At 74.6% G+C, this 12,755-nt stretch carries 9 protein-coding genes; 5 read left to right on the forward strand and 4 right to left on the reverse strand.

The features are described from left to right. Window positions 1-210 precede the first annotated feature (210 nt). Together LG396_RS30915 and LG396_RS30920 are read left to right on the forward strand one after the other, a co-directional pair. Window positions 211-2,382, forward strand: a complete 2,172-nt coding sequence (locus LG396_RS30915; RefSeq protein WP_225797276.1) for a P-loop NTPase family protein — start codon at window positions 211-213, stop codon at window positions 2,380-2,382. After that, window positions 2,375-3,898: a type 1 periplasmic-binding domain-containing protein gene (locus tag LG396_RS30920; protein WP_225797277.1), complete on the forward strand. Its 1,524-nt coding sequence runs from the start codon at window positions 2,375-2,377 to the stop codon at window positions 3,896-3,898. Before LG396_RS30915 ends, LG396_RS30920 begins: the two co-directional genes overlap by 8 nt. 83 nt (window positions 3,899-3,981) lie before the next feature. Here LG396_RS30920 and LG396_RS30925 read toward each other — a convergent pair whose 3' ends face one another. Genes LG396_RS30925 through LG396_RS30940 form a run of 4 tightly spaced genes read right to left on the reverse strand, consistent with a single transcriptional unit; the run spans window position 3,982 to window position 9,843 of the window. Beyond that, on the reverse strand, window positions 3,982-5,160 hold the full coding sequence (locus tag LG396_RS30925; protein WP_225797278.1) for an acyl-CoA dehydrogenase family protein: 1,179 nt from the start codon (window positions 5,158-5,160) through the stop codon (window positions 3,982-3,984). A 5-nt stretch (window positions 5,161-5,165) separates the two neighbouring features. Beyond that, window positions 5,166-6,110: a hydroxymethylglutaryl-CoA lyase gene (locus LG396_RS30930; RefSeq protein ID WP_018834127.1), complete on the reverse strand. Its 945-nt coding sequence runs from the start codon at window positions 6,108-6,110 to the stop codon at window positions 5,166-5,168. After that, window positions 6,107-8,185: an acetyl/propionyl/methylcrotonyl-CoA carboxylase subunit alpha gene (locus LG396_RS30935; protein ID WP_225797279.1), complete on the reverse strand. Its 2,079-nt coding sequence runs from the start codon at window positions 8,183-8,185 to the stop codon at window positions 6,107-6,109. The genes LG396_RS30930 and LG396_RS30935 overlap by 4 nt, the downstream gene beginning before the upstream one ends. A gap of 17 nt (window positions 8,186-8,202) precedes the next feature. Further along, window positions 8,203-9,843 carry a carboxyl transferase domain-containing protein gene (locus LG396_RS30940; RefSeq protein WP_037753197.1) on the reverse strand — a complete coding sequence of 547 codons (1,641 nt, stop codon included), beginning with the start codon at window positions 9,841-9,843 and terminating at the stop codon, window positions 8,203-8,205. 120 nt (window positions 9,844-9,963) lie between these two features. On the opposite strand from LG396_RS30940, the gene LG396_RS30945 reads away from it, so the two are divergent. From LG396_RS30945 to LG396_RS30955, 3 genes are all read left to right on the forward strand, one after another. Next, window positions 9,964-10,563 (forward strand): SACE_7040 family transcriptional regulator, encoded by a 600-nt coding sequence (locus LG396_RS30945; protein WP_026278204.1) that lies wholly within the window; start codon window positions 9,964-9,966, stop codon window positions 10,561-10,563. Window positions 10,564-10,672: 109 nt separating this feature from the next. Then, the gene (locus LG396_RS30950; RefSeq protein ID WP_130456058.1) at window positions 10,673-11,830 is read left to right on the forward strand and encodes an acyl-CoA dehydrogenase family protein; all 1,158 of its coding nucleotides are present in this window, start codon (window positions 10,673-10,675) and stop codon (window positions 11,828-11,830) included. Window positions 11,831-11,857: 27 nt separating this feature from the next. Then, window positions 11,858-12,748, forward strand: a complete 891-nt coding sequence (locus LG396_RS30955) for an acyl-CoA thioesterase (RefSeq protein ID WP_225797280.1) — start codon at window positions 11,858-11,860, stop codon at window positions 12,746-12,748. The last annotated feature ends 7 nt before the right edge of the window (window positions 12,749-12,755 follow it).

The raw sequence follows: 12,755 nt of genomic DNA on the forward strand, positions 1-12,755 counted from the left end.
CCGCGGCCGCGTCCCTGCGTGCGGAAGGGCCGGCGATGCAGATTAGGCTAACCTAACCTAACTCCCGCGCGCAGCCGCCGGATCAGGCCATGCCCCCGTCCCGCCGGACAGCACGCGCCGGCGTCTCTGCCCGGTAAGTGACCATCGCGGCCGGGTGCGTTCCCCTAGCCTGGTGCTCCGTCAGCGTCGACGGGGACGAGGAGCTGCCGCATGGGCCAGGGGTGGGAGGGGCGCTCCCGGCGCGACCGGGTCGTCACGGAGTACGTGGGCACCGCGCTGCGGCGGCGCTTCCGGCCCGCGTTCCTGCGGCTGACGTACCCCGCGCCCGTCGACGAGCAGCAGCCGGTGACCCTCGTGCTCGGGCCGCGCGGCAGCGGCAAGAGCACCCTGCTGCGGCACTTACGGACCGCCTGGGACGACGTCCCCGCGTCCCTCCAGGACGTCGCCGTGCACCGGCAGCGCGGCGCCACCTGCTTCGACGTCCTCGCCGAGGTGGTCTTCGACCTGCACGCCCGCAAGCGCGGCTGGCCCCGGCTCACGTTCCCCTCCTTCGGCGTCCAGGCCGTCGCCGTACGCGCCGACGTGCCGCTGGACAGCCGCAAGGCCGCCGCCCGCGCCATGGTCCGGGCCCTCGCGCCGGCCCCGGCGGACGGCGGCGACGGCGCGTTCCTGGGCCGGCTCGTGGAGGCCGCCGGCATGCTGGGCGTACCGGCGCCGCTGCGGGCGCCCCTGCTGCTCGTGCCGGGCGGCCGGCGGGCCCTGGCGCTCGGCCTCGCGCGGCTGCGCCTCGGCCGGGCGCTGCGCGACTCGCGCCACCGCAGCTACCTGGACTACCTGGTCGACCTGAAGAAGCGGTTCCACGACCCCGCGACCCGGCGCAGCGCGGAACAGGACCTCGCCCGCGCGTTTTTGGACGACCTCTGCCGCGCGTACGGGCGCGGGCACGCCGCCCGCGTCCACGACACCCGCTGCCTCGTGCTCCTCGACAACGCGGAACACCAGCTCGGCGGCGACCTGCTGGAGCTGCTGCTCGACGCGCGCCAGGCCCGGGAGGAGGGCCCGGACGGGCAGCCGCCGCGGCCGGGCGAGCCCGCCGGGCGCACGGACCCGCTCGTCGTCCTCGCCGCCGCGGCCGCCTACCCCAAGGCGCTGAAGAAGCCCGCCCTCGGCTACAAGCCGGAACCCGGCCGGTATCCGGGGTGGTGGGACCCCGAGGACCCCGGCTTCCGGCCCAAGCGGCTCGCCCCCGGGCTCTGCGTCGGCCAGCTGCGCGACCTGCGGCGCGACGAGGTCGAGGCGCAGGCGCTCGAAGTGCTGCGGGCCGACGGTGCGGCCGCCGACAGCACGGCGGCGGACGGCACGGGCGCTGCCGGCGGGGCCGGCCGGCCCGGGGCCGACGACGCCAGCGAACTCCTGCCCGACGCGGGCGTGAAGTGGCTGGGCTGGGCCGCGTACGAGGTGACCCGCGGCCACCCCCTCGCCACCCGCCAGCTCTTCGACGAACTCCTCGCCACCGACGACCGCCAGTCGTGGGAGACCCGCATCCAGCGCGCGCTCGCCCCCGACTCGCCCCTCGTCACCGCCCTGCTGGAGCGCCTGCTGCCCCGCGACGCCCGCGAGACCGGCCTGTGGGACGCCCTGCCGCGCTGCGCCGCCGCCACCGACCTCGCCCGCGCCGTCGCCGCCGGACCGCTGTGGGAGGAGGGCGAGACCGCCCTGCGCAACGCGGTCGGCGCGTTCTCCGGCGACGTCCTGCAGACCATGCACGTACGCACCCGCGACAGCGCAGCCGACGGCCCGTTGCAGACCCTCCACCCGCTGCTGCGGCTGCTCCTCCTGCGCCGCCTGGAGGCCACCGGCGGCTGGCGGCACGCCCACGAGGCGCTGCGCCGCGACGCCGACGAGCGCGGGCTGCCGGAGATCGAGGCGTACCACCGGCTCGCGCTGGAGGACCTGCACGCCGCCGCCCGCTTCCTCAACGACCGCTTCGGCGGCGCGGACGCCACCCGCTGGTGCCGCCTCCTCGTCCGGCTGCGCCGCGCGCCCGTACGCGCCCGCAGCCGCGCGCACGCCCCGCAGGCCGACTCGCCGCAGCAGCGGTACGAGGGACTGCTCGGCTTCCTCAGCACCGACGAGGTCGAGAGCAGGGAGCGCACCGTGACCCGGCTGCTGGTGGCGAGCTGGATGGCCCCGGAGCCCGCCGAGTCGCCCGAGACCGATCACGTCGGCGACCCGTACCGCAACCCGCTCGAAGACCTCTACGGCCAGCTCTACGGCGAGATCAACGCCCGCTTCATGACGCTGGCGTACGGACCCTTCGGCGGCGGCACTCCCGCGCTGCTGGACCAGGCGCGGCAGTACGAGGAGAAGCCCGGTGAGTGAGCGGCGGCTGGGGCGCGGCGGTACGACGCCCTGGGGAGCGGTGGTGCTCGTGGCGCTGGTCGCGGCCGGCGCGCTGGCCTGGTTCCTGCCGCGGACGTTCGGCGGCGACGAGGCGTGCGCCGCCGGGGTCGTGCGGCTCGGCGGCGAGTGCGTGGGCGTCACCGACGGGGCGTACTCCTTCGACGGGGAACTGGACGAGGTCACCCGGCGGATCCGCGAGGAGAACGAGCGCGTCGAGCGCTCCGGCGCGGCGTCGGTGAGCATCGCGTACGTCGAGTCCATGACCCGGGGCGCGGACGGCGCGAGCGCCGGCGGCCGGGCCGACGACCGCGACCCGACCGTCGTCCGCCAGGCGCTGGAGGGCGCGTACCTCGCGCAGCGCGCGCACAACCGGCTCGATGCCGACGACCCGCGGGCGGACGAGGGCCCCTCGCCGAAGGTGCGGCTGCTGCTCGCCAACACCGGGGCGGGCGGGGCGCACTACGAGCGGGTCGTGCGCGACCTGGAGGGCAGGGCGCGCGGCGACGACCACCTGGTCGCCGTCACCGGCCTCGGCCAGAGCGTCGAGTCCACCGTCGCCACGGTGCGGCGGCTGCGCCGCGCCGGGATACCGATGGTCGGGGCGACGGTCGCCGCCGACGAACTGGCCCGCAAGGACCCCGACTTTTTCCGCGTCTCCCAGCCCACCGCCCAGCAGGCCGCCATCGCCGCCCGCGAGCTGGCCGGGCGGCAGCGCGAGGACCCCGGCTACCGCGTCGACCTCGTCAAGGACATCAAGGCGGGGGACACGTACAACAAGGCGCTGCGCGACGGCTTCGAGGCGGCGGCGGCCGAGCGCGGGGTGCGGCTCGCCACCGACGACGGCTACTCCTTCGAGTCCGGCAGCAGCTCGACGGCCAACGCGCTGACGTACATCGCCGACCAGGTCTGCCGCGCCCGCCAGGAGCTGGACGCCGTCTACTTCGCCGCCCGCGGGCGCGCCCTGCGGCAGTTCGTCCAGGCCCTCGCGGACCAGCCCGGGTGCGACCTGGCCGTGGTGTCGGGATCCAGCGCGCTCGGCCTGTACTTCGACTCGCCCGACCTGGAGCGCTGGGGCGCCCAGGGCCTGCGCATACGGTATACGGCCTACGCCCACCCGAGGGCCGGCGACCCCGCCGCCCTCGCGGACTTCGCCGAGCGCTACTGCGCCGACTTCCGCCCCGGGACCCGCCGCGACGCCTGCGCGGCGGGCGACGGGCCGCTGCAGAGCGGGCAGGCGATCATGGGGCACGACGCGATGCTGGCGCTGGTCAGGGCAGTGGAGTTCGCCACGGGGCCGGACGGCGACGACCCCGTGGACGCGGGCGCGGTGCGGCAGATGCTGCTCCAGCTCGGCACCACGAAGGAGGTCCGGGGCCTCAGCGGGCCTATCGGGTTCGACGCGTACGGGAACCCGAAGGACAAGCCGATGGCGTACGTCGAGCTGCAGTGGCGGTCGGGCTTCCGGTACGTCCACAAGGCGGAACTCTGGCCCTGAGCCCCGCCCTTGCCCGGGGCCGCCCGGCCGCCCGGCGCGGCCGGTCGTCCGGGCGGGCGGCTGCCCGTGCGGCTGCGCGGACGTCAGGCCGTGGGCGGCAGGCCCAGCTCGCGGGCGATCAGCATGCGCTGCACCTCGCTGGTCCCCTCGCCGATCTCCAGGATCTTCGAGTCCCGCCACATCCGCGCCACCGGGTACTCGTTCATGAACCCGTACCCGCCGTGGATCTGCGTCGCCTCCCGCGCGTTGTCCACCGCCACCGTCGAGGTGTGCAGCTTCGCCAGCGCCGCCTCCTTCTTGAACGGCTCGCCGTGCACCAGCCTGGATGCCGCGTCCCGCCACGAGAGGCGGGCGGTGTGGGCGCGCAGCTCCATGTCGGCCAGCTTGAACTGGATGGCCTGGTTGCTGCCGATGGGCCGGCCGAAGGCGTGGCGCTGCCCGGCGTACGCCAGCGACTCGTCGACGCAGCCCTGGGCCAGGCCGGTGGCGAGCGCGGCGATGGCGATGCGGCCCTCGTCCAGGATCCGCAGGAACTGGGCGTAGCCGCGGCCGCGTTCGCCCAGCAGGTTCGCGGCCGGGACGCGGACGTCGGAGAAGGACAGCTCGCGGGTGTCGGAGGCGTTCCAGCCGACCTTGGAGTAGGGGGCGGCGACCGTGAAGCCCGGGGTGCCGGACGGGACGATGATCGAGGAGATCTCCGGCTTGCCGGACTCGCTCCTGCCGGTGACGGCGGTGACGGTGACCAGGCCGGTGATGTCCGTGCCGGAGTTGGTGATGAAGCACTTCGTCCCGTTGATCACCCACTCGCCGGTCGCCTCGTCGAGACGCGCGGTGGTGCGCGTACCGCCCGCGTCGGAGCCGCACTCCGGCTCCGTCAGGCCGAACGCGCCCAGCATCTCGCCGGAGCACAGCTTCGGCAGCCAGGTGCGCTTCTGCTCCTCCGTACCGAAGTGGTGGATCGGCATCGCGCCCAGCGAGCAGGCCGCCTCCAGCGTGATCGCCACCGAGGAGTCGACGCGCGCCAGCTCCTCCAGCGCGATGCCGAGCGCCAGGTAGTCGCCGCCCATGCCGCCGTACTCCTCCGGGAACGGCAGCCCGAACAGGCCCATGCCGCCCATCTCGCGCACGATGTCGTACGGGAACTCGTGCCGCTCGTAGTAGTCGCCGATCTTCGGCGCCACCACGTCGTGCGCGAACTCCTCGACCGTGCGGCGGAGCTGCTCCAGCTCGGGGGACAGGCGGTGGTCGAGACTCGGCGTCATCGGGGTCACTCCTTGTGGGAGAGGGCGGTCACGGTGCGGGACGGGCTCGGGCGGCCGAGGCGGTCGGCCATCCAGACGCTGGCGGCGACGAGCGCGTCGAGGTCGACGCCGGTCTCGACGCCGAGGCCCTGCAGCATCCACACGAGGTCTTCGGTGGCGAGGTTGCCGGTCGCGCTCTTGGCGAACGGGCAGCCGCCGAGGCCGCCGGCGGCGGCGTCGACGGTGGTGACGCCGTGCTGCAGCGCGGCGAGGGTGTTGGCCAGGGCCTGGCCGTACGTGTCGTGGAAGTGGACACCGAGCCGGTCGACGCCGAGGCCGGCCGCGGCGAGGGCGTCCAGCAGGGCGCCGACGTGGCCGGGGGTGGCGACGCCGATGGTGTCGCCGAGGCTCAGCTCGTCGCAGCCCATGTCGGCGAGCGCACGGGCGGTGCGCACCACCTGGTCCAGGGGGACCGGGCCCTCCCAGGGGTCGCCGAAGCACATCGAGAGGTAGCCGCGGACGTGCAGCCCCTCCCGCTTGGCCCGCGCGACGACCGGGTCGAACATCGCGAGCGACTCGTCGACGGTCCGGTTGAGGTTGCGCCGGGCGAAGGTCTCGGTGGCGCTGGCGAGGACGGCGACGCGGTCGGCACCGTGGGCGGTGGCGCGCTCCAGGCCGCGGATGTTGGGTACGAGGACGGGGACGTGGACGCCGCCGGGCAGGTCGGTGAGGCGGAGCAGGACCTCCCCGGCGTCGGCGAGCTGGGGGACCCACTTGGGGTGCACGAAGCCGGTCGCCTCGACGGTGGTGAGCCCGGCGGCGGCGAGGCGGTGCACGAAGTCGGCCTTGACGTCGGTGGGGACGATGGCCTTCTCGTTCTGCAGTCCGTCGCGGGGCCCGACCTCGTGGATACGGACCCGGGCGGGCAGCCCGGCGGCGGGCACGCGCATGGGGAGGGAGGAGTGGGTCATCGCGGTTCTTCCTGTCGTTCGCCCTGCGGCTCGTCTTCTGCGCCGCCCTGTGCGTCGTCCGGTACGACGATGGCGAGCACCTGGTCCATGGCCACGGTCCCGCCGGCGACGGCGTCCAGCTCGGCGACGGTGCCGGCGTGCGGGGCGGCGATGACGTGCTCCATCTTCATCGCCTCGACGACGAGCAGGCTCTGCCCGGCGGCGACCCGGTCGCCCACCGCGGCCTTGACGACCGTCACGGTGCCGGGCATGGGCGCGGTCAGCGCGTCCGCCCCGGCGGCGAGGGCCCCGCCGCGCAGGGCGGCGTCGACGGGGTCGTGGGCGACGAGGTGCCAGACGTCGCCGTCGCGCCCGAGCCAGATGCCGTCGGGTGCGGCGGCGCAGGCGAAGCGGTGGGTGACGCCGCCGAGTTCGAGGGTGACGGAGCCGTCGCCGCCGGTGCGGAGGCCGGCCCGTACCGGCTCGCTGCCGTCCCCGGTCCGCACCTCGGCGGCCGGCGTCAGCCCCCGGACCCGTACCTCCACCGGATCCCGCCCGGCCGCGCGGAACCACCGCACCGTCCACGCCGGCGGCCCGCCCGGGCGCCAGCCCGAGGGCTCCGCGAACGGGTCCGTCCAGCCCGCCGGGCCCGCCGGCCGCCGGGCCGCCGACTCCAGCGCCGACTGCGCCAGCAGCGCCGCCGCCGCGTACGCCTCCGGCGGCACCGGGGCCGCCGCCAGGCCCGCCGCGTCGCGGTCCACCAGGCCGGTGTCCAGGTCGCCCGCGGCCACCGCCGGGTGCGCCAGCAGCCGGCGCAGGAAGCCCGTGTTCGTGTCCAGGCCCAGCACGACCGTGTCCGCCAGCGCCGCCCGCAGCCGCCGCAGCGCCGCGGGGCGGTCCGGGCCCCAGGCGACGACCTTCGCCAGCATCGGGTCGTACGCCGTGCCGACCTCGGTGCCCTCGGAGAGCCCCGAGTCGACCCGCACCCCCGGACCCGCCGGCTCGCGCAGCAGCCGCACCCGGCCGGCCGACGGCAGGAAGTCGACCCGCTCGCCGCCGTCGGCGACCCGCGCCGTCTCGGCGTAGATCCGGGCCTCCACGGCGTGCCCCTTCAGCGGCACCTCCCCGGAGGCGAACGGGAGTTGCCCGCCCGCGGCGACCCGGAGCTGCCACTCGACCAGGTCGAGCCCCGTGACCAGCTCCGTGACCGGGTGCTCCACCTGGAGCCGGGTGTTCATCTCCATGAAGTAGTACGCGACCGGGCCCTCGCCGCCGCCGGGCACGATGAACTCCACCGTCCCCGCGCCCTCGTACCCGCAGGAGCGCGCCGCCTCCACGGCCGCCGCGCCCATCGCCGCCCGCGTCGCCTCGTCCAGCAGCGGCGACGGCGCCTCCTCGACGATCTTCTGGTGCCGCCGCTGGAGCGAGCACTCCCGCTCCGCGAGGTGCACCACGTTCCCGTGGCCGTCCGCCAGCACCTGGATCTCGATGTGCCGCGGCCGGTCGATCCACCGCTCCACCAGCAGCGTGTCGTCGCCGAAGGAGCCCCGCGCCTCGCGTCTGGCCCCGGCGATTTCGTCCGCCAGCGCACCCTCGTCCCGGACCAGCCGCATGCCCTTGCCGCCGCCGCCCGCCGAGGGCTTCAGCAGCACCGGCATGCCGATCTCCCGTGCTGCCGCGGCCAGTTCCGCGTCCGTGAGCCCGCTGCCCGTCGAGCCCGGCACCACCGGCACACCCGCCGCCCGTACCGTCTCCTTCGCGCGGATCTTGTCGCCCATCAGCTCGATCGCCGCGGCGGGCGGGCCGACGAAGACCAGCCCGGCGTCCGTGCAGGCGCGCGCGAACTCCGCGTTCTCGGCGAGGAACCCGTACCCCGGGTGCACCGCCTCGGCGCCCGTCTCGCGCGCCGCGCGCAGCAGTTCGGCGACCGACAGGTAACTCTCGATCCGCACGGCGGTGTCGGCCTCGCGCACGTGCCGCGCGTCCGCGTCCGGGTCGGTGAACACCGCCGCGGAGCGGATGCCGAGCGCACGCAGCGTACGGATGACCCGTACGGCGATCTCACCCCTGTTGGCCAGCAGAACGGTCTCGAACATCGCCATCCTCCTCCCCCTCACATCCGGAAGACGCCGAAGCCCTGCGCCGCACTGTCCCTGGCGGGCAGCGGCGCGTGGGCGCAGGCGGTCAGCGCGAGCCCGAGCACCCGGCGGGTGTCCAGCGGGTCGATGACGCCGTCGTCCCACAGGCGGGCGGTCGCGTAGTAGGCGTTGCCCTGCGTCTCGTACTGCTCGCGGACGGGCGCCTTGAACTCCGCCTCCGCCTCGGCCGGCCACTCCTCGCCGCGCGCCTCCAGCTGGTCCCGCTTAACGGTCGCGAGGACCGACGCGGCCTGCTCGCCGCCCATGACGGAGATCTTCGCGTTGGGCCACATCCACAGGAAGCGGGGGGAGTAGGCCCGGCCGCACATCGAGTAGTTGCCGGCGCCGTACGAGCCGCCGATGACGACGGTGAGCTTCGGCACCCGGGTGCAGGCCACCGCGGTCACCATCTTCGCGCCGTGCTTGGCGATGCCGCCGGCCTCGTAGCTGCGGCCGACCATGAAGCCCGAGATGTTCTGGAGGAACAGCAGCGGGATGCCGCGCTGGTCGCACAGCTCGATGAAGTGGGCGCCCTTCTGCGCGGACTCGGAGAACAGGATGCCGTTGTTGGCGACGATGCCGACGGCGTGGCCGTGGATGCGGGCGAAGCCGGTGACGAGCGTCGTGCCGTACTCGGCCTTGAACTCCTGGAAGCGTGAGCCGTCGACGACCCGGGCGATGACCTCGCGCACGTCGTACGGCGTCCGCGAGTCGGCGGGCACGACGCCGTACAGGCCGGCGGGGTCGTGCTTCGGCTCCTGTGCGGCGCGTACGGACCAGGGTGGCGGGCCGGGTTCTGGGAGGGTGTCGACGATGCCGCGGACGATGCGCAGCGCGTGCGGGTCGTCCTCGGCGAGGTGGTCGGTGACGCCGGAGGTGCGGGAGTGGACCTCGCCGCCGCCCAGTTCCTCGGCGGTGACGACCTCGCCGGTGGCGGCCTTCACCAGGGGCGGGCCGCCGAGGAAGATCGTGCCCTGGTCGCGGACGATGACGGCCTCGTCGCTCATCGCCGGGACGTACGCGCCGCCGGCGGTGCAGGAGCCGAGGACGGCGGCGATCTGGGGGATGCCCGCGCCGGACATGCGGGCCTGGTTGTAGAAGATCCGGCCGAAGTGCTCGCGGTCGGGGAAGACCTCGTCCTGCATGGGCAGGAAGGCGCCGCCGGAGTCCACGAGGTAGACGCAGGGCAGCCGGTTCTCCAGGGCGATCTCCTGGGCGCGCAGGTGCTTCTTGACCGTCATCGGGTAGTACGTGCCGCCCTTGACGGTGGCGTCGTTGGCGATGACGACGCAGGCCCTGCCGCTGACCCGGCCGATGCCGGCGATGACGCCGGCGGCCGGCGCGTCGTCGCCGTCGCGGCCGTACATGCCGTCGGCGGCGAGCGGGGCCAGCTCCAGGAACGGCGAACCGGGGTCGAGCAGGCCGTCGACGCGGTCGCGGGGGAGGAGCTTGCCGCGGGCGGTGTGCCGGGCGCGGGCCTTCTCGCCGCCGCCGGCGCGGGCGGCGGCCAGCTTGTCGTACAGTTCGCCGGCGAGCGCGCGGTGGGCCGCCTCGTTCGTCCGCCAGGCGGCGCCGGCGGGGTCGGCGGCGGTCGTCAGCACGGGTGCGTGGTCCACGGGGGCGCGCCCTTCCTCGATGAGCCGTTCGGCCGTACCGGCCGACAAGCAGGTTAGCTGTCGTTAACGCCGTATGCCCAAGGTTAACGCTCACTAACCGGGCTGTCTACAATGGTCCGTATGAGCACCGAGGCCCCCGCGCCCACCAGACGCGAGCAGATCCTGAAGGAGGCCGCGCGCCTCTTCGCGGACCGCGGCTTCCACGGGGTCGGCGTGGACGAGATAGGCGCCGCGGTCGGCATCAGCGGCCCCGGCCTGTACCGGCACTTCGCCGGCAAGGACGCCATGCTCGCGGAGCTGCTGGTCGGCATCAGCGAGCGGCTGCTGGCGGCGGGCCGGGCGCGGGCGGCGGTCCGCGGGGCCGGCCCGGACGCCCCGCTGGACGCGCTGATCAGCGGCCACATCGACTTCGCGCTGGACGACCGGCCGCTGATCATCCTGCACGACCGGGAGCTGGACCGGCTGCGCGACCGGGACCGCAAGCGGGTGCGCCAGTTGCAGCGGCAGTACGCCGAGCTGTGGGTCGACGTCGTACGGGAGGTCTACCCGGCGCTGACGGAGGGCGCGGCCCGTACCGCCGTCCACGCGGTCTTCGGCCTCCTCAACTCCACCCCCCACCTCGGCGCCCGCGGCACCCTCCCCGACCGCGCCGCCACCGCCGCCCTCCTCCACCGGCTCGCCCGCGGCGCCTTCGCGGCGGCACCGCGGCCGAAGCTGTGACGTCCGCCGCGCGGACGCGGCCTGGACAGCCGTGGTGACCCGCAGGTAACTTCAGGGGCACGACGCTGAGCAAGCGCTTAGTCGGAGTTTGCCCCGGGAGGCGAGGACCATGCGGCGGACGGTGTTCAACGAGGACCACGAGGCGTTCCGCGAGACCATCCGGGACTTCATCGCCGCCGAGGTCGTGCCGTACTACCACGACTGGATGGAAGCCGGCGCCGTCCCCCGCGAGCTGTACAAGAAGCTCGGCGAGCTGGGCGTCTTCGGCATCGAGGTGCCCGAGGAGTACGGCGGCGCCGGCGAGCACAGCTTCAAGTTCAACGCCGTCATCAGCGAGGAGTGCGCCCGCGCCGGCGTCTCCTTCGGCGGCTCCTCCGTGCACACCGCCCTCTGCCTGCCCTACCTGCTCAAGTACGGCAGCGAGGAGCAGAAGCACCGCTGGCTGCCCGCCTTCGTCTCCGGCGACATGATGACCGCCATCGCCATGACCGAGCCCGGCACCGGCTCCGACCTCGCCGGCATGAAGACCACCGCGAAGCTCTCCGAGGACGGCACGCACTACGTCCTCAACGGCGCCAAGACCTTCATCACCGGCGGCGTCCAGGCCGACCGCGTCCTGGTCTGCGCCCGCACCGCCCCGCCGACCCCCGAGGACCGCCGCGGCGGCATCTCCATCCTCGTCGTCGACACCGCCTCCGAGGGCTACGCCGTCGGGCGCAAGCTCGACAAGCTGGGGCTGAAGTCCTCCGACACCGCGGAGCTGAGCTTCACCGACGTCAAGGTGCCCGTCGCCGACCTGCTCGGCGAGGAGGGCAAGGCGTTCACGTACCTCACCCACAACCTCCCGCAGGAGCGCCTCGGCATCGCCGTCGGCGCGTACGCCCAGGCCGCCGCCGCCGTGCGGTTCGCGCTGGAGTACGTCAGGGAGCGCACCGTCTTCGGCCGGACCGTGGCGGAGTTCCAGAACACCAAGTTCGTCCTCGCCGACTGCAAGGCCGAGGTCGACGCCATGGAGGCGTACGTCGACCGCGCCCTGGACGCGCACGACGCGGGTGAGCTGGGCGTCGCCGACGCCGCCGCCGTCAAGCTCTTCTGCACCGAGCGCGCCGCCGTCGTCATCGACAAGTGCCTCCAACTGCACGGCGGCTACGGCTACATGAACGAGTACCCCATCTCCCGCCTCTACGCCGACACCCGCGTCACCCGCATCTACGGCGGGACCAGCGAGGTCATGCGCTCCATCGTCGCCAAGTCGATGGGCCTGTAGGGCCGCCGGCTCTGCGAGACTCGCCCCATGGACGACGCCGCACTCACCGAACTGGTCGACCTGCTGGACCTGGAGCAGATCGAACAGGACATCTACCGCGGCCACTCCCGCACCGCCGTCGTCCCGCGGGTCTTCGGCGGGCAGGTCGCCGCGCAGGCGCTCGTCGCCGCCGGCCGCACCGTGCCCGCCGACCGGCCGCCGCACTCGCTGCACGCCTACTTCCTGCGCCCCGGCGACCCCGGCGCCCCCCTCGTCTACACCGTCGACCGCATCCGCGACGGCCGCTCCTTCACCACCCGCCGCGTCGTCGCCGTCCAGCACGGCCAGCCGGTCTTCAACCTCTCCGCCTCCTTCCAGGTCCACGAGGAGGGCCTGGAGCACCAGGTGCCCATGCCGCCGGCGCCGGACCCGGAGAAGCTGCCGACCGCAGAGGAGGCGATGCCGCGCTACGCCGTCAACTTCCTCGACCCCGCCCTCGCCCGCCGGATGCTGGAGGCGCGCGCCGCGGTCGACCTGCGCTACGCCGCGCCGCCGCCGTGGGGCGGCGAGGCAGGGGTGCCGCGGGAGCCGCGCTCGCAGGTGTGGTTCCGCACGAACGGCCGGCTCACCGGCGCCATCGACACCCCGCTGCTGCACGTCTGCCTCATGACGTACGTCTCGGACATGACCCTGCTCGACTCCGTGCTGCTCGCGCACGGCCGCGGCGGCTGGGCCGTCGGCGACGTCGTCGGCGCCAGCCTGGACCACGCGATGTGGTTCCACCGGCCGTTCCGGGCGGACGAGTGGCTGCTGTACGACCAGGAGTCGCCGACGTCGCAGGGCGGGCGGGGGCTGAGCACCGGCCGGATCTTCACCCGCGACGGGCGGCTGGCGGCGTCGGTGATCCAGGAGGGCGTGATCCGGGTCCCGCGCGCCTGACCGGCGT

The organism is Streptomyces aculeolatus (assembly GCF_020400605.1).
In the GTDB taxonomy this organism is placed as follows: Bacteria; Actinomycetota; Actinomycetes; order Streptomycetales; family Streptomycetaceae; genus Streptomyces; species Streptomyces aculeolatus.